We start from the raw sequence: 20,869 nt of genomic DNA on the forward strand, positions 1-20,869 counted from the left end.
TACCTCCGTAGGAGCGGCTTCAGCCGCGACGGGCTTTCCCGGGAACGCCCCCTGTCGCGGCTGAAGCCGCTCCTACGCGATAACGTCGTGCATGGCGAACGCAGCGGTGTGCTGGCGCCACGCACTCAACCAGTGCCCGGCCACCAGCCGCGGCCTTGCAGCGCATAGCGATCCGCGGCGCGTTCCAATGGATTGCGCACGCTGACACCGCCGCACGCCAGGTACACCGGCAGGAACAACGGTCCCAGCAGCATGTACTGCAGCACGTGCGCACGTTCGTGGTCGCCGAGCCGTACCGCGGGATGCCGGCAACGACCGGCGGCGTGTTCGTAGGTGGCGCAGGCCACGTCCAGATCGTCGGCGCTGAGCAGGATCACGTTGCCCAGGGTCATCGCCCCGCGCGGCCGCAACGGCATCCGTTCGAACACCAGCGCCAGCTCGCGGCGGCTGAAGCGCAGGCGCGCACCGAAGGCCAGCGCGATGCCCCCAGCAAGCACACCGAGCAAGGTATTGGGCAAGGTCCACAGCACACCGACGGCGAGGCCGGCACGGCGCCAGGCCGGCGGCAGCGGCCGCTTCAGTCGGCTTCGTTGGGAATCAGCAGCCACAGGATCAGGTAGACCAGGATGCCGGGGAAGGCGGCCGAGACGATCGAGCCGACCACGTACAACACCCGCAGCAGGGTCGCATTCCAGCCGAAGCGGTGAGCGATGCCGCCCATCACGCCCGCGATCATGCGGTCGTTCAAGGAGCGCGACAGCGAACGGGGTTGCGACATGGCGGCGGCTCCAGCGACGGCGGCGACTCACTCTACCGGCGCCGGGGCGGGCGCCGCGTGACGGTGCGCCATGGTTGGCGCTCAGTGCCCGCCATCGCGGTCGGCCAGCCACCGGTGCAACGCCGCCGGCACTTCGCGCTGGGCACGGCCGGAGACGTAGATGCCGATATGGCCGCCGCGGAAACTCAGTTCGGCGTAGTCGCGGCTGCCGACCACGCCGCGCAGCGCCCGCGAGGCGTCCGGCGGCACCAGGTGGTCCTGCTCGGCATAGACGTTGAGCACCGGCATGGTGACCCGGCCCAGGTCCACCGTGTGCGCACCGATGCGCGCGCGCCCGTGCATCAGCGCATTGTCCTGGTAGAACTGCTTGACGAACTCGCGGAAGGTCTCGCCGGCCAGATCGGGCGAATCGAAGATCCATTTCTCCATGCGCAGGAAGTCCTCCAGCGCCCGCGGATCGTCGAGGATGTCGAGCAGGCCGACGTACTTCTGCAGATTCAGCCGGAACGGCTTGAGCATCAGGTAGCTGACGTTCATCAGATCCGCCGGCACGTTGCCCAGCGTGTCCACGAACAGGTCGACGTCGACCTGGCGCGCCCAGTTGGACAGCATGTTGTCCGGGGTATGGAAATCCACCGGCGTGACCATGGTGACCAGGTTGCGCACCTTCTCCGGCTGCAGCGCCGCGTAGCACAGCGAGAACGTGCCGCCCTGGCAGATGCCGAGCATGTTGACCGGCGCACCGTCAGCGGCCGCGCGCAGATGGTCCACTGCGCCGTCGATGTAGCGCAGCAGATAGTCCTCCAGCGTCAGGTAACGCTCGGACCGATCCGGGTAGCCCCAGTCCAGCACGTAGACGTCCTCGCCCAGCGCCAGCAGGCCCTGCACCAGCGAGCGGTCGGCCTGCAGATCGACCATGTACGGGCGGTTGACCAGGGCATAGACGATCAGCAACGGCACCTTGGCGGTGGGGGGGCGCTCGCCGACGAAGCGGTACAGCACCACCTTGCCGTCGCGCCACACTTCCTGGCGCGCAGTCGCGCCGTAGTCCACCGTATCCAGGCCCGGCAGCACGCGCAGGCCTTCGAGCAACTTGCGCTGCAGCTCCAGGGTTTCCTGGAGCAGATCGTCGCTGCTGAAACTCAGCGGTCCCTTCATGCGCGACTCCGACGCCCAGCGGGCTTGGTTCCCGCCCGCCGCGACGGGGTGGCGGGCGCGGCCTTCGCTGGCTTGGCGGCGTTGGATCTGGATTTGGATTCGGGTGCGCCTGCTGCCGCCTTCGCAGCGGCGGGCTTGGCTGCGGTCTTCCTGGCGCTTTTCCGCGGCACAGAAGAAGCCGGCGCAGCAGCAGGTGCAGGCGCGACAGGCGCACCCTGCCCTTCTGCGCGCTCGATCCGCCGCAGCCGCCGTTCCAGGTCGGCGATGCGCCGATGCGCAGCATCCAGTTCGGTGCGCGTGGGCAGGCCCACCTGCTCGCAGACCTGCTCGGTCTCGCGCTGCAGCAGGGCACGCAGGCGCATCTGCGCGTTGGCGACGTCGGCGTAGACCTGGCGGAACTCCGGCGACAGCGCGGCCGCCGCATAGGCTTCCTCGGCCGCGTCGATCCACAGGTCGAACATCGCCCGCGCATTGGTCAGTTGCCGGCCCGGGTCCTCGTGGCCGCGCAGCTTCTCCTCGAACAGGCCGAAGGCGCGGTCGATGGCGCCCTGCAGCAGCCCCAGATAGGCCTGCAACTTCGCCTGGTAGTCCTGCTGCGCCTTGGCCAGCGCCCGCCAGCGCGCCTGGTGGTTGCGCGCCGGGCCGAACCCGGGCATCTGCAGCCACGGACCGCTGTCGCGCTGCAGCCCTTGCAGCCACTGCGCCGCCTGCTGCAACCACGGATCGATGCCACCCTGACCGGTGCCGCGCACCGCGCCCAGCAGCCATTGCAGCAACTGCTCGCGCTGGCCCTGCACCTGGCGTTTCCAGGCCTCGGCGACGTCGGCGCTGCTGGCATCGCGGCCGGCGAACTGCGCGGCCACCTGCTGCATCGCGCCGAGCCAGTCGCCGGCATGCTGCTGGAACTGCGCCACCGCGTCCTCGGCCTGCGGCGCGCTGCCGCGCGGCAGCCACTGGCTCCAGGCCGCGATCGCCTCGCGCCAGGAACCGGTGCCGTCGCCAGCCGCGGCCGACGCGGGGGCCGGTGCGCCCTGGCGCAACGCGGCACTCCAGGCCTCCCAGTACTGCCGCGTCATCGCCTCGAAATCGCCGGCGCCACCGCCGCCGCTAGCCTTCATCGCCACTCTCCCGAACTGGCCCGCGATGATAGCAACCCGCTGCGATCAGGGCTTGGGAATGCGCAGCGTCTTGCTGATCATCAGCGAGCCGGACAAGGCGAACAGCAGCGACAGCGGGTGCAGCAGCCACGGCCCCAGTCGCCATTCGCCCCACCACAAGGCATCGCCGATATGGCCAAGGTGCGCGGCGACCGCCAGCACGATGACCAAGCCCAGACTGCTCGGGATCGGCGTGCCCTCGAAGTACGGCACCTTGTCGCCGTCGCCGGCGATCTGCTCGGCGGTGACGTTGTAGCGGGCCAGGCGGCTGACCCCGCAGCAGACGAAGAAACTCAGCACCAGCCAGTCCCAGCCGCCCTGCATGCCGCAGGCATAGGCCAGCGCGGCCGGGGCCACGCCGAAGGAGATCACGTCGGCCAGCGAGTCCAGCTCGCGGCCCAGGGTCGAGGACGACTTGCGCCAGCGCGCCACCCGGCCGTCCAGCGCGTCGAACACGAACGCCAGCGGGATCAGCGCCATGCCGAACAGCAGATCGCTGCGGCGGCCATCCTGCAGGAAGCGCATCGCCGCGAACACCGCGCCGGTGCCGCAGAAGGCATTGGCCAGGGTGAACCAGTCGGCCAGCTGGAACTCGCGCAGCATGGAGAAGTGGCGTTTCATCGGCATAACGTGGCGGATCCGGCGTGAGCGGCGAGCGACGGCACAGGGTAGCGTGGTGCCGCCGCACTGGCGAGCGGCCGCTGCCGAGCGTCGCCGCGCGCTGCTACGCTGGCGGCTCCCCACTTCCGCGCAGGCACTCCCCATGCAGACCGTCCTGATCACCGGCGCCGCCAGCGGCATCGGCGCCGGCATCGCCCACGAACTTGCCGCGGGCGGCCGCCACATCGTCGTCAGCGACCTCGACCTGGCTGCCGCCGACGCGGTCGCCGCGCAGTTGCGCCAGGCCGGCGGCTCGGCCGAGGCGGTGGCGCTGGACGTGGCCAGCGCAGGCAGCATCACGGCGGCGCTGGGCGCCGTCAGCCGGCCGGTGGACGTGCTGGTCAACAACGCCGGGCTGCAGCACGTGGCGCCATTGCAGGAGTTCCCGATGGACAGGTGGAGCCTGCTGGTGGAGGTGATGCTGACCGGCGTGGCGCGGCTGACCCAGGCGGTGCTGCCGGGCATGCGCGAGCGCGGCTTCGGCCGCATCGTCAACATCGGCAGCATCCATTCACTGGTCGCCAGCCCGTACAAGAGTGCCTACGTCGCCGCCAAGCACGGCCTGGTCGGCTTCTCCAAGGTGATCGCGCTGGAGACCGCCGATACCGACATCACCATCAACACGCTCTGCCCCAGCTATGTGAAAACGCCGCTGGTGGACAAGCAGATCGCCGACCAGGCGCGCACCCGCGGCATTTCCGAAGCCGACGTGATCGCCCAGGTGATGCTCAAGCCGATGCCCAAGGGCGTGTTCATCGCTTACGACGAACTGGCCGGCTGCGTGGCGTTCCTGGCCTCGCCGGCGGCGCGCAACATCACCGCGCAGACCATCGCCATCGACGGCGGCTGGACCGCGCAGTAGCGCTGCGGCAAGCACGCAGGTCCGGCTGCTGGATCGCGCGATCGACACTGGCGAATTTTTCGCCAACACGGCGGCGGCCGTTGCGGCACAACGCCACCCGGATCTTATCCACAGCGTTCGTGCGATTTCATCCACACCGGCTGTGGAGAAGCGCGACCGGGACTGCTGAAATTTTCACCACCCGGCAAAATCGGGCAGCCATTTCAGTGACTTGCCATGCTTGCCCACAGGCTTGTGCAGGATCGATCCACAGCCGCTGTGGACAAGCCCGACGCGGCGTCACGCGGAGGCGACCGAGCGGTGCGCCGGACGACGGGAGAGGCGCTAGCACTCGTCCTTCTCCCCTCGGGAGAAGGTGCCCCGCAGGGGCGGATGAGGGTGCGGGCGAAGCCTCGTGCACCCAAACTCCGCGAGATGCTTTCGCGTCGTACCCTCACCCCCAACCCCTCTCCCGGTGGGAGAGGGGCTTAGGCTGTTCCCTTCTCTCATTGGGAGAAGGTACCCCGCAAGGGCGGATGAGGGTGCGGGCGAAGCCTCGTGCACCCAAACTCCGCGAGACGCTTTCGCGCCGGACCCTCACCCCAACCCCTCTCCCGAAGGGAGAGGGGCTTTATGGCAGCGCGAGCGTGTCAGGCCCGCGAATAGCGCCAGGACTGCATGCGCCCGTCGCGGTACGGCATGACCCCGTGGAACGGGCGCGGGTCGCCATCGAACACCAGCGGCAGGAAGTGACGGTCGCCCTCCCACAGTGGCAGCGTGTCCATCTGCGCGATCGGCACCCAGGCCAACGTGCCCTCGGCGTTCTCGGCGAACGGCTCGCCCGCGTAGGCCTCGATCAGGAACACGAAACCCAGCCAGTCCTCGCCGTGCTTGCCGAACCCCGGCCAGCTGATGGTGCCGCGCAATTGCAGCGCCTCGCAGGTGATGCCGGCCTCTTCCAGGATCTCGCGGCGCATGCCGGCCAGCACGTCCTCGTCCGCCTCCACCTTGCCGCCAAGACCGTTGTACTTGCCCAGGTGATGGTCGCCGGGCCGGGCATTGCGGTGGACCAGCAGCACCTGGGTACGGTCGGGCGAGAGCACGTAGCCCAAGGTGGCGACGATGGGGGTGTAAGGCATGCGGTGACGGCGGAGGGCGACGGGCGCGCAGTATGCCGTATCTGCGCTGTCGCCTGGTCTAGCCTGAGGCTAGACGTTTAAACGGCCGGCGTCGCGGCGTCGCGCGGCAGGGGCGGCGCCGGTCGCAGCGTGGCCACGCCGTGGCCGCGCTCGGCCAGGTATTCCAGCCATTTGCCGAGGAAGGTGTTCATGCGCATGCGGTGGCTGATCAGCTCCGCCGGCGGCGGGTACAGCCCCATCACGTCCTGCCAGCGGCGGCCGACGTAGCAATGCGTGGTCTCGGCCTGGCGCGCGTCCAGGTACAGGCGCACGTAGGCCGACGGGTCCGGCTCCCCGGTCAGCGGATCGCACAGGTCGTAGGTCAGGCGCAGTTCGACGGTGTAGCGGTGCCGCTCGATCACATCCAGGCGCAGGTCCAGGCCGTCGCCGATGCTGGACACGTAGCTGCCGGCCTCGAGGTCGGCCGGCACGAACAGGCGGTTCAGGTGCAGATAGTTCTCGGCGTACAGCCCCATCAGCCAGCCGAAACGGCTGAGCCGGGGGATGCGTTCGCTGCGGGTCATGGCGTGCTGCATGGACCGATCCTACACGCTGGATCGCGCCGGCGGCAGCATTGACGGATCGGCGCCGGCGGCCTACCGTGGAAATCCATGCGGCGACGTGCGGAAATTCCATTGCCGCCAGGAGCGGCCCCGCCCGCTCAGAACATCTCGCGCTGCAGTCCCAGCGTCGTCAGCACCTTGCTGGAAATCTCCTCGATCGAGGTATGCGTGGTGCTCAGGGTCGGAATCCGCTCCATGCGGAACATGGTCTCGGCGGCCGCCACTTCGCGCCGGCAGGTCTCCGCACTGGAGTAGCGCGAATTCGGCCGCCGCTCCTGGCGGATCTGCTGCAACCGTTCCGGATCGATGGTCAGCCCGAACAGCTTGTTGCGGTAGGCACGCAACCGCGGCGGCAACCGATCGCTCTCCAGATCCTCGTCGGTCAACGGATAGTTGGCCGCGCGCACGCCGTAATGCAGCGCCAGGTAGATGCAGGTCGGGGTCTTGCCCGCGCGCGAGACCGCCACCAGGATCACGTCGGCCTCCTCGTAGGTGAGCGCGATGCCGTCGTCGTGCGCGAGTGCGAAGTTCATCGCGTTGATGCGGCGGTGGTAGGTCTCGAAATCGACCAGACCGTGCGCCTGTCCCACCCGCGAGTGCCGCGGCGCGTTCAATTCGCGCTCCAGCGGCTCGATGAAGGGCGCGAACACGTCGAGCATCAGCGCCCCGCTCTCGGCCAGCAACATGCTCAGTTGCGGATCGACGCAGGAGTTGACCACGATTGGCCGAACCTGATAGCGCTCGCCCGCGGCATGGATGCGCTGCGCCGCGTCACGCGCTTTTTCCGGATCGTCGACGAACGACATGCGGTCGGTGACGAAGCTGAAACCGCTGAACTGGGTGAGCAGGCTATGCCCAATGGTTTCAGCGGTGATACCGGTTCCATCGGACACGTAGAACACCGGTCTGATCGTCGACATTGCCTGCATTCTCCTGGCTGAAACCCAACGGATGCGCCCGCTTCGCTTGTGCCGGCTCGGGTGCGCACTGCATCATATCGGCTTCTTCCCTCACGGACGCGGCCATTCAGCCCGCCTCGGGCGATGGCCTAACGGAGCATCGCGCTTGAACGAGAACATCCTGTGGTTGCATGAGCTGCGCCTGGCCGACCTGGCTCGCGTTGGTGGCAAGAATTCCTCCCTCGGCGAAATGATCGGCAACCTGGCGGGCCTCGGCGTGTCCGTGCCGGGCGGCTTCGCCACCACTGCCGAAGCGTTCAAGGCCTTCGTCGCCCACAACGATCTGTACCAGCGCATCTTCGACAAGCTGGCCACGCTGGACGTGGAAGACGTGGGCGCACTGACCGCCGCCGGCAAGGAAATCCGCGGCTGGGTGATCGACGCGCCGCTGCAGCCGGAACTGGACCAGGCGATCCGCGAGGCCTATGCGCAGCTATGCAGCGAGAACGGCGGCGGCGACGTGGCCGTGGCGGTGCGCTCCTCGGCGACCGCCGAAGACCTGCCCGACGCCAGCTTCGCCGGCCAGCAGGAGACCTTCCTCAACGTGACCGGCGCCGACGATGTCGTGCACAAGGTCAAGGAAGTCTTCGCCAGCCTCTACAACGATCGCGCCATCGCCTACCGCGTGCACCACGGCTTCAAGCACGAGGACGTGTTCCTTTCGGCCGGCGTGCAGTTGATGGTGCGCTCCGGCGTCGGCTCCTCCGGCGTGCTGTTCACCCTGGACACCGAATCCGGTTTCCGCGACGTGGTGTTCGTTACCTCGAGCTTCGGCCTCGGCGAGATGGTCGTGCAGGGCGCGGTCAATCCCGACGAGTTCTACGTCTACAAGCCCACCCTCAAGGCCGGCAAGCCGGCGATCCTGCGCCGTTCCCTGGGCAGCAAGCTGATCCGCATGGTGTATTCGGATGTGCCCGGCGAGCGCGTGCGCATCGAGGACACCCCGGCCGAGCTGCGCAACACCTTCTCGATCAACGACGAGGATGTGCAGGAACTGGCCAAGCAGGCGCTGGTGATCGAGCAGCACTACCAGCGGCCGATGGACATCGAGTGGGCGAAGGACGGCGTCAGCGGCAAGCTGTTCATCGTGCAGGCGCGCCCGGAAACGGTGAAGTCGCGCGGCCACGCCACCCAGATCGAACGCTTCGCGCTGCAGCAGCGCGGCGAGGTGATCGCCGAAGGCCGTGCCATCGGCCAGAAGATCGGCGCCGGCGTCGCCCGCGTGGTACGCAGCCTGGACGACATGAACCGGGTGCAGCCCGGCGACGTGCTGGTCGCGGACATGACCGATCCCGATTGGGAGCCGGTGATGAAGCGCGCCTCGGCGATCGTCACCAACCGCGGCGGCCGCACCTGCCACGCGGCGATCATCGCCCGCGAGCTGGGCGTGCCGGCAGTGGTCGGTACCGGCAACGCGATGGAGCTGGTCGAGGATGGCAAGGAAGTGACGGTCAGCTGCGCCGAAGGCGACACCGGCTACATCTATGGCGAGCGCCTGCCGTTCGAGCGCACCACCACGGACCTGGGCAACATGCCGCCGGCGCCGCTGAAGATCATGATGAACGTGGCCAACCCGGAGCGCGCGTTCGATTTCGGCCAGCTGCCCAACGCCGGCATCGGCCTGGCGCGCCTGGAAATGATCATCGCCGCGCACATCGGCATCCATCCCAATGCGCTGCTGGAATACGCCAAGCAGGATGCGGCGACCAAGAAGAAGATCGACGCGAAGATCGCCGGTTACGCCGACCCGGTGAGCTTCTACGTCAACCGCCTGGCCGAAGGCATCGCCACGCTGACCGCGTCGGTGGCGCCGCACCCGGTGATCGTGCGCCTGTCGGACTTCAAGTCCAACGAGTACGCCAACCTGATCGGCGGCAGCAACTACGAACCGCACGAAGAGAACCCGATGATCGGCTTCCGCGGCGCCAGCCGCTACGTCGACCCGAGCTTCGCCGCGGCGTTCGCGCTGGAATGCAAAGCCGTGCTCAAGGTCCGCAACGAAATGGGCCTGGACAACATGTGGGTCATGATTCCGTTCGTGCGCACCCTCGAGGAAGGCCGCAAGGTCGTCGAGGTGTTGGCCAGCAACGGTCTGCGCCAGGGCGAGAACGGCCTGAAGATCATCATGATGTGCGAGGTGCCGTCGAACGCGCTGCTGGCCGAGGAATTCCTGGAGATCTTCGACGGCTTCTCGATCGGCTCCAACGATCTCACCCAGCTGACCCTGGGCCTGGACCGCGACTCCTCGATCGTGGCGCACCTGTTCGACGAGCGCAATCCGGCGGTCAAGAAGATGCTGTCGATGGCGATCAAGGCCGCGCGCGCCAAGGGCAAGTACGTGGGCATCTGCGGCCAGGGCCCGTCGGATCACCCGGACCTCGCGGAGTGGCTGATGCAGGAAGGCATCGAGTCGGTGTCGTTGAATCCCGACACCGTGGTCGACACCTGGCTGCGCCTGGCCAAGCTCAAGAGCCAGGGGTGATGCCGATGCAGTCGTGGCTGACGGCACTGACGGCGGCCACGACCGCTGCGCCTGCGGCGCGGGCGGCGCGCCCGTTCGACTGGCGGACGCTGGACTGGGCGCAGTACGCGCTCAACTGGGGCGTGGCGATCCTGATCCTGGTGGTCGGGATGTGGATCGCCAAGCGCCTGAGCGAATGGCTGCGCAGAGCACTGCTGCGGGCGCGGGTGGAAACCACGCTCAGCAACTTCCTGCGCAACGTCGCCTATGCGTTGATGCTGGTGCTGGTGCTGGTCACCGCGCTGCAAAAGATCGGCGTACCGCCGACCTCGCTGTTCGCCGTGCTCGGCGCCGCCGGCCTGGCAGTGGGCCTGGCGCTGAAGGACTCGCTGTCCAATATCGCCTCCGGGGTGATGCTGATCGTGCTGCGGCCGATGCGCGACGGCGACCACGTGGTGGTGGCCGGCCAGGAAGGCGTGGTCGACGAGATCCGCATCTTCCAGACCCGCATCCGCACCTTCGACGAGCGCATGGTGACCCTGCCCAACAGCACCATCACCACCGCGCCGATCGTCAACTACAGCGCCCTGCCCAACCGCCGCCTGGAGATCACCGTCGGCGTCGGCTACGGCGACGACCTGAAGAAGGCGCAGGAGCTGTTGCTGCAGATCGCGCAGGAGAATCCGAACATCCTGAAGACGCCCGCCCCATTCGTGCAGGTCACCAACCTGGGCGAGAGCACGGTGGACCTGATGTTGTTCGGCTACGCCAAGAACAGCGATTTCGGCGCGGCCAAGAGCAGCACGCTGGAGCAGATCCGCAACCAGCTGCTGGAGAACGGGCTGAGCATTCCGTATCCGCAGCGCGACCTGCACGTGTACCACCACGATGCCGACGGCCGCCCGATCGCGGAATTGTTGACCAAAGGCGTCACCGACGACGGCGAGACCAAGCCGGGACCGCCGCTGGCGCGCTAAGCGGCGGCTTCACCTTCTGTATTCATGCACCACTGCATCCGCCCGACGAGCGTCGGGCGGTGTTCCGCATGCGCCCCGACGCGCAAGGTTCGCGGATCAGCCCTCGCCCTGCCCGCCCAGCCTGCCCATGAAGGGACGGTAATAGCGCAGTTCGTCGATGGAATCGTGCACGTCGCTGAGCGCGGTATGCGAGGAGGTCTTGGTCAGGCCGGCCGACACCGCCGGCGCCCAGCGCCGCGCCAGTTCCTTCAACGTCGACACGTCAAGATTGCGGTAGTGGAAGAACCGCTCCAGCCGCGGCATCTGCCGGTGCAGGAAACGCCGGTCCTGGCAGATCGAGTTGCCGCACATCGGCGAGGTGCCGGGCTTGCACCACTGGGTCAGGAACGCCATGGTCTCGGCCTCGGCCTGCGCCAGCGTGACCTGGCTGTCGAGCACGCGCTGCCACAGACCGGAATGGCGGTGCTGGTTGCGGTTCCACTCGTCCATCGCCTCCAGCGTCTGCAGCGGATGGGCGATGGCGAACTCCGGGCCTTCGGCCAGCACGTTGAGCTGCGCGTCGGTCACCACCGTGGCGATTTCGATGATCGAATCGCGATCGGTATCCAAGCCGGTCATTTCCAGATCGATCCAGATCAGCCGATCGTTCGCCACGTGCGCTTGCGCCATATCACCGTCCTGTCGTTCGCGGCGGCGAGGCCGGCGCGGTAGTGTCGTATCAAGCGTCAATGATACCGCGCGGGCTGCGCGACAGGCAGGGGCTTGGCGCTCACGCGTCCAGTGGCGGCTTGCCGCGCTTGGCGCGGAAATAATTGGTCAGGCGCGTACTGGCCGCCGCCGCCAGCACGCCGCCGCGGACTTGCACGCGATGGTTATGGCGCGAATCTGCCAGCAGATCGAACACGCTGCCGCAGGCACCGGTCTTGGGATCGGTGGCGGCGTAGATCAGCTCCGCCACCCGCGCATGCACCACCGCCATCGCGCACATCGCGCACGGTTCCAGAGTCACGTACAGGCGGCTGCCGACCAGACGATGGTTGCCGAGCCGGCGGCCGGCCTGGCGCAGCGCGACGATCTCGGCATGCGCGCTGGGATCGTGTTCGGCGATGTTGAGGTTCCAGCCCTCGCCCAACACCTCATCCTCGGCCGAGACCAGGACCGCACCGACCGGGATCTCGTCGAACTCGCGCTCGGCGCGCTCGGCCAGGGCTAGCGCGTGCCGCATCCAGTGCTCGTCGCGCGCCAGTTGCGCGTCGTCGCCGACAGTCATCGCGACGCGCCGTGCTTGCGCACGAATTCGGCGAACACCGCTAGCGTCGCTTCGCTGACGTGGTGCTCGATGCCCTCGGCATCGCGGCGCGCGGTGTCCGCATCGATGCCCAGCGCCAACAGGAACTGCTCCACGGTCTGGTGGCGCTGCCGGCTGGCCGCGGCCAGCGCCTCGCCCTCAGGGGTGAGGAACACGCCACGGTAGGGGCGCTGCACCACCCAGCCGCCCTTGACCAGGCGCTTGAGCATCTTGGCCACGGTCGGCTGGGCCACGCCCAGGCGCGCGGCGATATCCACCTGCCGCGCTTCGCCGCCATCGGCGAGGAGGTCGGAAATCAACTCCACGTAGTCCTCGATCAGCTCCAGACGGTGCGCCTCGCGCACCTGGCGGAAACTTTCGACCTGCACTTCGGCGTCGAGCAGCACCGCCGGCGGCGCCATCGACTTCCCGCTTTTTTGCATTGCAACGCCCTTGTCCGGTGCCGGCGCCCCGCCGACCACCTGCCTATTCTGGCCGAAATCGCGGCTATCGCAGCGATTTGAATTGCCAATGCTAATCCATATAGCACCTGCTATATACTCGTTTGCACCCCGCCCCACCCCGTCGTCGCCATGGCCGCCCCCCTGCCCCTGCCGAGTTCCGCTGCCGAGCACGCCAGCCGTGGCGAGGCGCGCCCCAGCCTGGGCGCCATGCATGCCAGCGTCGCCGTGCCACGCAACGGCCTTGGCTGGCGCCGCTTCCTGGCCTTCCTCGGGCCCGGCTACATGGTCTCGGTCGGCTACATGGATCCGGGCAACTGGGCGACCGACATCGCCGGCGGCTCGCACTTCGGCTATCTGCTGCTGTCGGTGATCCTGCTCTCCAACCTGATGGCGATCGTGCTGCAGGGGCTGGCCGCGCGCCTGGGCATCGCCACCGGCCTGGATCTGGCCCAGGCCTGCCGCGCGCACTATTCCAAGCCGGTGAACTTCCTGCTGTGGCTGGCCTGCGAGGCGGCCATCGTCGCCTGCGACCTGGCCGAGGTGATCGGCACCGCGATCGCGTTGAAGCTGCTGTTCGGCATCCCGCTCACCGCCGGCGCGATCATCACCTCGATCGACGCGCTGCTGGTGCTGTTCCTGATGCGCCGCGGCTTCCGCGCGCTGGAAGCGTTCGTGATCGCCCTGCTGATGGTGATCTTCGCCTGCTTCCTCGTGCAGATCGTGCTGGCCGCGCCGCCGCTGCGCGAGGTGCTGGCCGGCTTCATCCCGCGCACGCAGGTGGTCACCGACCCGGCCGCGCTGTACCTGGCGATCGGCATCATCGGCGCGACGGTGATGCCGCACAACCTGTACCTGCATTCCTCGATCGTGCAGACCCGCGCCTACGAGCGCACCGATGAGGGGCGCCGCTCGGCGCTGCGCTGGGCGCTGGCCGACAGCACCATCGCGCTGAGCCTGGCACTGTTCGTCAACGCCGCGATCCTGATCCTGGCCGCCGCGGTATTCCATGCGCACGGCCGCACCGACGTGCAGGAAATCGAACAGGCCCACGAACTGCTGGCGCCGATGCTCGGCGTCGGCCTGGCCTCGACCCTGTTCGCGGTGGCGCTGCTGGCCTCCGGTATCAATTCCACCGTCACCGCCACCCTGGCCGGGCAGATTGTGATGGAAGGCTTCCTGCACCTGCGCCTGCCGCCATGGGCGCGGCGCCTGCTGACCCGCGGCCTGGCGATCGTGCCGGTGGTGGCGGTGACCTCGCTGTACGGCGAACAGGGCACCGCCAAGCTGCTGGTGCTGAGCCAGGTGGTGCTGTCGATGCAGTTGCCGTTCGCGGTGATCCCGCTGGTGCGCTTCGTCACCGACAAGCCTCGGATGGGTCCGCTGGTGGTGCGCCGCGGGCTGGCCTGGCTGGCCTGGGGGATCGCCGCGCTGATCGTGGTGCTGAACCTGAAGCTGCTCATCGACACGCTGCTGCACTGACGGCGCGGTTGCCGTGCGCTTCCGGGCCCTGGTCTTTCAGGCCCCGGCGTCGATCACTAGCACAGCGAAGCGGTGTCCGATCTGCCGGCCATGCCGGCATTGGCCCGCACTTGCTGCAGCGCGTTGGCCAGTTCGTCCAGCCGGTAGGGTTTGGACAGGATCTGCACCCCTTGCGCCTCTGCCGCGGACTTCGCCGCTTCGGCATAGCCGCTGGTGAGCAGGACCGGCAACGCGCCACGCCGCATGCGGATTTCCTGCACCAGCTCCAGGCCGTTCATGCCGCCGGGCATCATGATGTCGGAGAACACGATGTCCACCACGCGGCCGTTGGCCAGCGCACCCAGCGCCGCGCCCGCACTGGCCGCGCGGACGACCTCGTAGCCGAGTTGGCGCAACATCTCCCCGACCAGCGCGGCGACTTCGTCGTCGTCCTCCACGAGCAGCACGCAGCCGGCCTGGCCGGGCTCATCTCGAACGACCTGAAGGTCCACCAGGTGCCGATCTTCTTGCACTGGCGCACGGTGCGAGCGCGGCAACAGCAGATGGATCGCCGTGCCGCGCCCCGGCTCGCTGTCGATGTGGATGGAACCGCCCGACTGCTGCACGAAACCATGCACCTGGGCCAGGCCCAGGCCGGAGCCCTTGCCGATGTCCTTGGTGGTGTAGAACGGCTCGAACACCCGCGCCTTCACCTCCGGCGCCATGCCGCTGCCGTCGTCGATGATCGACAGGCGGATGAAATCCGGGTCGGTGGCGACGGCGCCAGGCAGGTTGCGCGCCCGTACCACGATGGTGCCGCCGTTGGGCATTGCATCGCGCGCGTTCACGGCCAGGTTCAGCACCACCAGTTCCAGTTCACCTGGGTCCACTTCGACCGGCCACAGGTCGTCGGCCAGATCGAAATCCACGTGCACGTCGCCACGCAGACTGCGGTCCAGCAACTCGCGCATGCCGCCGATCTGCCGCGACAGGTCGATCGGCTCGGGCTTGAGTTCCTGCCGGCGCGAGAACGCCAGCAGTTGCCGGGTCAGCCCGGCGCCGCGCTGTGCGGCCTTCTGCATGCCGTCCATCAAGCGTTTGCGGATCGCCGGATCGCTCTGACTGTCGAGCATCGCCAGGCCACCGGAGATCACCATCAGCAGGTTGTTGAAATCGTGCGCGACGCCGCCGGTCAACTGGCCCAGCGCCTCGATCTTCTGCGCCTGGCGCAGGGTCTCCTCGACCCGCGCGCGTTCGTCCATCTGCCGGCGCAACAGCCGATTGGCCTCCTCCAGCTCGCGCGTGCGCGCCACCACCTGCGCCTCCAGCTGCGCGGCGGCCGACGCCTGCGCCTGCAGCAGCGTGCGCACCTCGTATTGCCGCGCCCGTGCGCGCAATGCGGCCTTGATGGTGCTGGTGAAGGTGATCGTTTGCACCGGGCGTTCGAGCAGCGCCACGTTGCGCAGCGCACCCACCAGCTTGCGCCGCCATGCGACCACGAACGGCTGCTCCTGGTGGCTGGTCAGCACCACGAACGGCAGGTCCGACCAGGCCGGCTGCGCGTCGGCCCAGGCGAACAGCGCCGAGGTGTCCGCGCCGAACAGTCCCTCCTCGGCCAGGAACACCGCCGCCGCGCCGACGTGCAGCTCGCGCACCAGCATGCCCAGGTCTAAACAGTGGCACGCCACCACCCCGCCGCGACGCAGCAGTTCCACCGACGCCGGGCCGTCGCGCCCGATCGGCGTGTACACCAGGACGCGTTTTTCGGGTGCGTCGCTGCTGCTCATGCAAGCGGGTCCAGCAGCGGCAGGTCTCCCCCGCCATAGCGCGGCGTGCCGGAAAAGATGCCGCTGAATTCCTTGAGCGGCGGCCCCACGTCGATGCCCTTGCTGCTGAGCCGGAACTCGCGAATGGTGTTCTCGTGGTTGCCGCTGCGCTTCTTGACGACCGACAACGCGCGGCGCACGGTGCCGCCCACTTCGAAATACCGCAGCATCAGCACCGAATCGCTGAGATAGCTCAGGTCCAGCGGGGTCTCCATCGGGCCGACCAAGCCATGCTGCGCCAGCACCAGGATAGTCAGCACGCCGTGCTGGCCCAGATAGCTGAGCAGTTCGTGCATCTGCAGGATCAGGAAGCGCTCGTCCGGCATCGCATTGAGATAGCCGTTGAGGCTGTCGATGACGATCACCCGGGCGCCGTCGACCTCGACGCTGCTGCGAACGCTGGCGGCAAACTGTCCGGGCGACATCTCGGCCGGGTCGATCTGCTGGAAGCGGATCAGCCCGCTCGCCAAGTGCTTCTCCAGCGGCAGTCCCAGGGTGCGAGCACGCGCCTCGACCGTGCCGCGGCCTTCGTCGAAGGCGAAGAACACACTGTGTTCGCCGCGTTCGGCAGCGGCGATGGCATAGGTCAGCGCCAGCGAGGACTTGCCCACGCCGGCAGCGCCGAGCAGCAAGGCATTGGTGCCGCGTTCCAGCCCGCCACCGAGCAGCCGGTCCAGTTCGGCATTGCCGCTGGAGGTGAATGCGTCGATGTGGTGATGCTTGTAGTCGGCCGCGACCAGCCGCGGATAGATTTCCAAGCCGCCGCGTTGGATGCTGAAATCGTGGTAGCCGCCGCGGAACTGGATGCCGCGCATCTTCACCACGCGCAGGCGCCGGCGTTCGGCGCCGTAGTCGATCGCCAACTGTTCCAGCAGCACCACGCCATGGGTGATGGAATGCAGCTGGAGGTCGTTTTCCTGCGAGGACAGGTCGTCGAGCAGGATCACCGTGCATTGGCGGCTGGCGAAGAAATGCTTCAGCGCCAGCACCTGGCGACGGTAGCGCAGTGGACTTTGCGCGAGCAGGCGCAGTTCCGACAGGCTGTCCAGCACCACGCGGCTGGGATTGAGCTGTTCGACCTTCTGGAAGATCAGCTTGGTGGTCTCGGTGAGTTCCATCTCCGCCGGATGGAACACGGTGAGTTCGCGCTCCGGGTCCAGTGCGGTTTCCGGTGGCACCAGCTCGAACACATCGACCTGCTCCATGCTCCAGCCGTGGCGCGTGGCGACCAGATGCAGTTCGCGCTGGGTCTCCGAGAGCGTGATGTACAGCACGCGCTCGCCCTGCCGAACGCCCTCCAGCAGGAACTGCAGGGCGATGGTGGTCTTGCCGGTGCCCGGACGTCCTTCGTAGAGATACAGGCGGTTGGCGTCGACGCCGCCGCCGAGGATGTCGTCCAGGCCCGCGCTACCGGTGGAAATACGCGGCAATTCATCGCCATTCACGTGATCGGTCCGCCGATGGGGCGTCATGGTCGTCCTTTCTGTGCTGTTTGCACTGTGGTCAACGCGTCGTGTGCTCGGGGTGCGTGGTGACCAAGTGCAACCCGGCCGGAGGTCGCGACCACCGCATGCCGCGACGTGCACGCGCGTCGAGCACGCCGCCTCCCTTGCACTTCTTCGCCACGAACCACGCTACGTTCGGCAAAGTGATTTTTCTGTGTAGGCAAAGGCGATGGGCGGACGTCCGCGCCGCATCGCTGTCATCCGTCGAGTAGTACATGGCCGCACATCGAAGCCGGCTTCGCTCGCATGGCTTGGCACCGAACCGGTCAAAGACGTGCTACCGCACGCGCCAGCGGCAAGCAGGCCATACCGACGAAACATCTGGAATGCTGCAAGTGACGGTGCCGCCGGTGCAGGCTCGCAAATCCGAGGCGAAAGAAAGACCACGCACTCGCCTGCGGCACCGATGAGGTGCGACGCGTCTCACACTGTCGCCTACGCCAGCAACTGTCTACCCTCGACGCCGATCCGGCTTATACAGTAGCCGCGACATACCAGGGATGGCGGGGATGGCCGCGGCAAGAGATTTCGCCAAAGGCGTTCTACTGAGCGCGACCTACTGCATCGCCTTCCTGCTGGCGTGGCGCTGCTCCGTGGATCAGTGGTATCTGCCGGCAGGCGTGCGCGTCGCCAGCCTGCTGTTCCTGCCCGCGCGACGCTGGCCGTGGTTGCTGGCCGGCGATGCCGCCGCGCTGCTGACGCTGCGCATTCCCATGAGCGAGGCCTGGGGCGCGAGTACCGCCTGGGCTTACCTGAGTCCGTTCCTGCTGATGCCGGCCGTGTCGCTGTTGCCGGTCCTGGTGCGTCAGCGAGTACCGGATCTGGCGCGCAACGATCACTGGCTGCTGCCGTTGGCGCTGGCGACCGCGCTGTGGAGCACGCTCTGCAACATCGCCATCAACACCGCCTTGGGCGGCCCGGCGGGGCCAGCGCCGCTCGATGTCCTGCTGCGCTACTGGCTCGGCGATTACCTGGGCACCTTGATGTTCGCGCTGCCGGCGTTGCTGTGGTTGCGCCGCGACGAACCCACGCAGATGCATGCCTCGCTGTTGCGCGAAGGGTTGGCGTCGATCGCTGTGGTCGTCGTGCTGTCGGCGTCGATCGCCGGCGTGGACGATGCCTTGCTGCGGCAGTTGCTGATGGTGTTGCTGGTGGTCCCGGCGATCGTGCTGACGCTGCGCCATGGCTGGCGGGGCGCGGCGCTCGGCGTGGTCCTGGCGAACGTTGCGGTGGCGCTGTCCATGCCCAAGGTCGTGGCACCCGGGATCCACGACGCCGACGCGTTCGTGGTGCAGATCCTGCTCGCCGCCACGGCCACGGTGATGTTCGCGTTCGGGTCGCGCATCTCCGCGGCCTATCGGCACATGCGCGACGACGGACGCCTGCGCGAGCAGGCGCTGGCCTTCGCGCAGGCCGGTTACCTGTCCGCCGAACGCACGCTGCGCCGGCGGGTGGTCGACTACACCGATCTCAGCACGCAGATCAACAAGCTGCGCCGCGACGTGGTGGAGGATCTGCGCGCGCGCGGACACTACGCCGCCGCCATGCAGATGACCCGCACCGGCGTGATCCAGGCACAACTGCTGGACGAGTACGTCACCGCGCTCTACCCGCTCGGCATCGAGACGCATGGCCTGTACCCCACCCTGCACTCGCCGACCTTCGCCAACCTGTGCGCGACCGAGTTCCGCTGCCGCCTGCATGGCGATCCGCGGCGCCTGTCGCTGGGCCTGCAACTGGTGGCCTATCGCTGCATCCTCGACGCCATCGAGACCCTGCCCGTCGCCCACACCCACCTGCTGCAGGCACGGGTCTGGCGTGCCAGGGGGCGGCAGGGCATCGCCATCCGCATCACCGCCGACGCCGCCATGCTGAGCGCAATGCGGCGTCGCCCGGAGGTGCCGGACCGGGAACTGGCGGTCCGCCTGCAAGCGCATGGCGGCACCTGCCGGCGCCGCCATGCGTTGAGTTTCAGCTTCCTGGTGTCGGAAAGCGCTGCCGCCAGCCTTCACTCTGCCGACGTGACCTCCCACGCGTCGCCGCGCCCATCCGCGCGCAGTCGCACCACCACATCCGCGGTCCGATAGACCACACGGCCCGGCACCACTGGCGCTGCCGTCACCGTGACGCGCGCTACGTCGCTGCCCATCGGCAGCACCCACAGCGTCTTGCCGATGCGGCCGACCGCAGCGCGGACCACGCCGTTGGCGTCGTTGATTTGCAGGTAGTTCACGCCGTCGCGCGAAAACTCGTAGATGCGCCAGGCCGAATCCGTGGCGAGATTCAGCGCCTGGGGCACGCTCTCTCCCAGCCCCTTGCCGACGACCCCATGCCCGCCGGAGGGGCAACACGTCTGCGCCTGCGCCTGAAAGGACAGCGCCAGCGCCGCTGCCGCCACGATTGCCAAGCCTTTCGCCTTCGTTTCCATTCCATCGATCCTTTCCCACGCGGGGAATTCCGCCTGCATCTCAGGCTGGATCAAGGTACGTGGTCCTGGCCCGGAAGCGGTCGACAAACACCATCAGCAAGGCCGTGCAGGGCCGCTCGCCTTTGGGGAGTCCGATCGCTGAACCGTTCCGTCGCCGGCGCGTAGGAGATCGGCCTGCTGCTCACCATTCTGTACGCAGTCCCCGGGCAAGCGACTACAGACACACAGCGGCGCTGGGTACCCGCCGCGCCGGCTCAATCGTCCTTCGCCAACGCCACGAAATGGGCCAACGGCGAGCCGGAGGGCGCGTCGCGCCAGATCAAGGTCAACGGAATGGTGAACGCGGATGCCGGATCCAGCGTCCGGTACACCACGCTCTCGCGATGCAGCGACTGCAGCGCCATCGGCACGATCGAGACGCCCTGCCCAGCTGCCACCATGGCGGCGGCGGACAGCAGACGCGGCACGGTGGCCACAGCCCGCGGCGCGAAACCGGCCCGGTGGCAGGCAGCGGACAGCACATCCAGGATGCCTGGCCCGTCCGGACTGCGATACAGCACGAACTCCTCCGTCGCCAATTCTTCCAGCGCCAACGCATCGGTTGCCGCACTCAACCGGTGCCCACGCGGAAGTGCGACCACCACGGCTTCTTCAGCAAGGGTGATGGCGTGCAGCGGCGCAAAGCGCTCGGCGGGGGCGCGTACGAACGCCGCGTCCATCTCTTCGGCCCGCACCGCACGAAACAAGCCGTCGGTAGCATGCTCACGCACATCCAGCGCGACCTGCGGATAGCCTTCGCGGAACGCTCGCAGGATCCGCGGCACCAGCGGATGCAATGCAGCCGAACTGGTGTAGCCCATCACCAGGCGACCCAGTTGCCCCTGCGCCGCACGCCGCACGCGAACGACGGCGTCATCGGCCGCGGCCAGAATGGCCTGCGCATCCGCCAGGAACACGCGTCCTGCATCGTTGAGGCGCACGCTGCGCGGCGTCCGCTGGAACAGTTCGACACCCAGTTCGCGCTCCAGATCGCGGATCTGCTGGCTGAGTGGCGGCTGCTGAATGCCCAGATGCGCCGCCGCCTTGGTGACGCTCTGCGCAGCTGCCACGGCGACGAAATAACGGAGATGGCGCAATTCCATGGCGTTAATGATATTCAAAATATCCG

Annotated in this window: 20 protein-coding genes; 5 read left to right on the plus strand and 15 right to left on the minus strand. The window is 67.8% G+C overall.

The annotated features are described in order from the left end of the window. Nucleotides 1–125 precede the first annotated feature (125 nt). The 5 genes from FHR66_RS09180 to FHR66_RS09200 all read right to left on the minus strand — a co-directional run bounded on the left by FHR66_RS09180 (nucleotide 126) and on the right by FHR66_RS09200 (nucleotide 3,714). A complete protein-coding gene (locus FHR66_RS09180) occupies nucleotides 126–581 on the minus strand; it encodes a hypothetical protein (protein ID WP_160968079.1) in 456 nt (151 codons plus the stop codon). Further along, entirely contained in the window at nucleotides 578–778 is a 201-nt protein-coding gene (locus FHR66_RS09185; protein ID WP_026144177.1) for a PspC domain-containing protein, read from the minus strand. The genes FHR66_RS09180 and FHR66_RS09185 overlap by 4 nt, the downstream gene beginning before the upstream one ends. 81 nt (nucleotides 779–859) lie before the next feature. Next, nucleotides 860–1,936, minus strand: a complete 1,077-nt coding sequence (locus FHR66_RS09190; RefSeq protein ID WP_160967985.1) for a class III poly(R)-hydroxyalkanoic acid synthase subunit PhaC — start codon at nucleotides 1,934–1,936, stop codon at nucleotides 860–862. Then, nucleotides 1,933–3,054 (minus strand): class III poly(R)-hydroxyalkanoic acid synthase subunit PhaE, encoded by a 1,122-nt coding sequence (gene phaE / locus FHR66_RS09195; RefSeq protein WP_160967983.1) that lies wholly within the window; start codon nucleotides 3,052–3,054, stop codon nucleotides 1,933–1,935. Before phaE ends, FHR66_RS09190 begins: the two co-directional genes overlap by 4 nt. 45 nt (nucleotides 3,055–3,099) lie before the next feature. Next, nucleotides 3,100–3,714: a CDP-alcohol phosphatidyltransferase family protein gene (locus FHR66_RS09200; RefSeq protein ID WP_160968077.1), complete on the minus strand. Its 615-nt coding sequence runs from the start codon at nucleotides 3,712–3,714 to the stop codon at nucleotides 3,100–3,102. A 142-nt stretch (nucleotides 3,715–3,856) separates the two neighbouring features. Here FHR66_RS09200 and FHR66_RS09205 point away from each other — a divergent pair, with 142 nt between their 5' ends. Then, nucleotides 3,857–4,615, plus strand: a complete 759-nt coding sequence (locus FHR66_RS09205) for a 3-hydroxybutyrate dehydrogenase (RefSeq protein WP_160967981.1) — start codon at nucleotides 3,857–3,859, stop codon at nucleotides 4,613–4,615. A gap of 629 nt (nucleotides 4,616–5,244) precedes the next feature. Here the strand turns inward: FHR66_RS09205 and FHR66_RS09210 are convergent. The 3 genes from FHR66_RS09210 to ppsR form a co-directional block, all read right to left on the minus strand. Next, nucleotides 5,245–5,733: an NUDIX hydrolase gene (locus FHR66_RS09210; RefSeq protein ID WP_160967979.1), complete on the minus strand. Its 489-nt coding sequence runs from the start codon at nucleotides 5,731–5,733 to the stop codon at nucleotides 5,245–5,247. A gap of 77 nt (nucleotides 5,734–5,810) precedes the next feature. Then, entirely contained in the window at nucleotides 5,811–6,308 is a 498-nt protein-coding gene (locus tag FHR66_RS09215; RefSeq protein ID WP_160967977.1) for a DUF1249 domain-containing protein, read from the minus strand. A 125-nt stretch (nucleotides 6,309–6,433) separates the two neighbouring features. Next, nucleotides 6,434–7,255, minus strand: coding sequence for a posphoenolpyruvate synthetase regulatory kinase/phosphorylase PpsR (gene ppsR, locus FHR66_RS09220; RefSeq protein WP_160967975.1), 822 nt, complete (start codon nucleotides 7,253–7,255; stop codon nucleotides 6,434–6,436). A gap of 145 nt (nucleotides 7,256–7,400) precedes the next feature. On the opposite strand from ppsR, the gene ppsA reads away from it, so the two are divergent. Together ppsA and FHR66_RS09230 are read left to right on the plus strand one after the other, a co-directional pair. Beyond that, complete coding sequence (ppsA, locus tag FHR66_RS09225) at nucleotides 7,401–9,776, plus strand: phosphoenolpyruvate synthase (RefSeq protein ID WP_160967973.1); 2,376 nt, start codon at nucleotides 7,401–7,403, stop codon at nucleotides 9,774–9,776. A gap of 5 nt (nucleotides 9,777–9,781) precedes the next feature. Next, on the plus strand, nucleotides 9,782–10,732 hold the full coding sequence (locus tag FHR66_RS09230) for a mechanosensitive ion channel family protein (protein WP_160967971.1): 951 nt from the start codon (nucleotides 9,782–9,784) through the stop codon (nucleotides 10,730–10,732). Nucleotides 10,733–10,828: 96 nt separating this feature from the next. On the opposite strand, the gene orn is transcribed toward FHR66_RS09230, so the two are convergent. The 3 genes from orn to mntR form a co-directional block, all read right to left on the minus strand. Beyond that, nucleotides 10,829–11,401, minus strand: a complete 573-nt coding sequence (orn, locus tag FHR66_RS09235) for an oligoribonuclease (protein WP_160967969.1) — start codon at nucleotides 11,399–11,401, stop codon at nucleotides 10,829–10,831. Between the two features lie 100 nt (nucleotides 11,402–11,501). Next, nucleotides 11,502–12,002, minus strand: coding sequence for a tRNA adenosine(34) deaminase TadA (gene tadA / locus FHR66_RS09240; protein WP_160967967.1), 501 nt, complete (start codon nucleotides 12,000–12,002; stop codon nucleotides 11,502–11,504). Continuing rightward, nucleotides 11,999–12,463 carry a manganese-binding transcriptional regulator MntR gene (gene mntR / locus FHR66_RS09245; RefSeq protein WP_160967965.1) on the minus strand — a complete coding sequence of 155 codons (465 nt, stop codon included), beginning with the start codon at nucleotides 12,461–12,463 and terminating at the stop codon, nucleotides 11,999–12,001. Before mntR ends, tadA begins: the two co-directional genes overlap by 4 nt. A gap of 228 nt (nucleotides 12,464–12,691) precedes the next feature. Between mntR and FHR66_RS09250 the strand changes: the two genes are divergently transcribed. Then, complete coding sequence (locus FHR66_RS09250; protein ID WP_237475474.1) at nucleotides 12,692–13,963, plus strand: Nramp family divalent metal transporter; 1,272 nt, start codon at nucleotides 12,692–12,694, stop codon at nucleotides 13,961–13,963. A gap of 56 nt (nucleotides 13,964–14,019) precedes the next feature. Here FHR66_RS09250 and FHR66_RS09255 read toward each other — a convergent pair whose 3' ends face one another. After that, nucleotides 14,020–15,729, minus strand: a complete 1,710-nt coding sequence (locus FHR66_RS09255; RefSeq protein WP_160970766.1) for an ATP-binding protein — start codon at nucleotides 15,727–15,729, stop codon at nucleotides 14,020–14,022. Next, nucleotides 15,726–17,240, minus strand: coding sequence for an ATPase domain-containing protein (locus FHR66_RS09260; RefSeq protein ID WP_160970764.1), 1,515 nt, complete (start codon nucleotides 17,238–17,240; stop codon nucleotides 15,726–15,728). Before FHR66_RS09260 ends, FHR66_RS09255 begins: the two co-directional genes overlap by 4 nt. A gap of 542 nt (nucleotides 17,241–17,782) precedes the next feature. Here FHR66_RS09260 and FHR66_RS09265 point away from each other — a divergent pair. Then, complete coding sequence (locus FHR66_RS09265; RefSeq protein ID WP_237475472.1) at nucleotides 17,783–19,360, plus strand: MASE1 domain-containing protein; 1,578 nt, start codon at nucleotides 17,783–17,785, stop codon at nucleotides 19,358–19,360. Here the strand turns inward: FHR66_RS09265 and FHR66_RS09270 are convergent. Together FHR66_RS09270 and FHR66_RS09275 are read right to left on the minus strand one after the other, a co-directional pair. Then, entirely contained in the window at nucleotides 19,282–19,701 is a 420-nt protein-coding gene (locus tag FHR66_RS09270) for a hypothetical protein (RefSeq protein WP_160970772.1), read from the minus strand. The two genes, FHR66_RS09265 and FHR66_RS09270, sit on opposite strands and share 79 nt — an antisense overlap. 254 nt (nucleotides 19,702–19,955) lie before the next feature. Beyond that, nucleotides 19,956–20,843, minus strand: coding sequence for a LysR family transcriptional regulator (locus FHR66_RS09275; RefSeq protein ID WP_160970762.1), 888 nt, complete (start codon nucleotides 20,841–20,843; stop codon nucleotides 19,956–19,958). Nucleotides 20,844–20,869: the final 26 nt, after the last annotated feature.

This window comes from Xanthomonas sp. F4 (assembly GCF_011761895.1).

Bases quoted from the DNA above. Each gene is read 5' to 3' on its own strand.
- FHR66_RS09185 (WP_026144177.1), bottom strand. From the start codon at position 778: ATGTCGCAACCCCGTTCGCTGTCGCGCTCCTTGAACGACCGCATGATC.
- FHR66_RS09190 (WP_160967985.1), bottom strand. From the start codon at position 1,936: ATGAAGGGACCGCTGAGTTTCAGCAGCGACGATCTGCTCCAGGAAACC.
- phaE (WP_160967983.1), bottom strand. From the start codon at position 3,054: ATGAAGGCTAGCGGCGGCGGTGGCGCCGGCGATTTCGAGGCGATGACG.
- FHR66_RS09200 (WP_160968077.1), bottom strand. From the start codon at position 3,714: ATGAAACGCCACTTCTCCATGCTGCGCGAGTTCCAGCTGGCCGACTGG.
- FHR66_RS09205 (WP_160967981.1), top strand. From the start codon at position 3,857: ATGCAGACCGTCCTGATCACCGGCGCCGCCAGCGGCATCGGCGCCGGC.
- FHR66_RS09210 (WP_160967979.1), bottom strand. From the start codon at position 5,733: ATGCCTTACACCCCCATCGTCGCCACCTTGGGCTACGTGCTCTCGCCC.
- FHR66_RS09215 (WP_160967977.1), bottom strand. From the start codon at position 6,308: ATGCAGCACGCCATGACCCGCAGCGAACGCATCCCCCGGCTCAGCCGT.
- ppsR (WP_160967975.1), bottom strand. From the start codon at position 7,255: ATGTCGACGATCAGACCGGTGTTCTACGTGTCCGATGGAACCGGTATC.
- FHR66_RS09230 (WP_160967971.1), top strand. From the start codon at position 9,782: ATGCAGTCGTGGCTGACGGCACTGACGGCGGCCACGACCGCTGCGCCT.
- orn (WP_160967969.1), bottom strand. From the start codon at position 11,401: ATGGCGCAAGCGCACGTGGCGAACGATCGGCTGATCTGGATCGATCTG.
- tadA (WP_160967967.1), bottom strand. From the start codon at position 12,002: ATGACTGTCGGCGACGACGCGCAACTGGCGCGCGACGAGCACTGGATG.
- mntR (WP_160967965.1), bottom strand. From the start codon at position 12,463: ATGCAAAAAAGCGGGAAGTCGATGGCGCCGCCGGCGGTGCTGCTCGAC.
- FHR66_RS09250 (WP_237475474.1), top strand. From the start codon at position 12,692: ATGCATGCCAGCGTCGCCGTGCCACGCAACGGCCTTGGCTGGCGCCGC.
- FHR66_RS09255 (WP_160970766.1), bottom strand. From the start codon at position 15,729: ATGAGCAGCAGCGACGCACCCGAAAAACGCGTCCTGGTGTACACGCCG.
- FHR66_RS09260 (WP_160970764.1), bottom strand. From the start codon at position 17,240: ATGACGCCCCATCGGCGGACCGATCACGTGAATGGCGATGAATTGCCG.
- FHR66_RS09265 (WP_237475472.1), top strand. From the start codon at position 17,783: ATGGCCGCGGCAAGAGATTTCGCCAAAGGCGTTCTACTGAGCGCGACC.
- FHR66_RS09270 (WP_160970772.1), bottom strand. From the start codon at position 19,701: ATGGAAACGAAGGCGAAAGGCTTGGCAATCGTGGCGGCAGCGGCGCTG.
- FHR66_RS09275 (WP_160970762.1), bottom strand. From the start codon at position 20,843: ATGGAATTGCGCCATCTCCGTTATTTCGTCGCCGTGGCAGCTGCGCAG.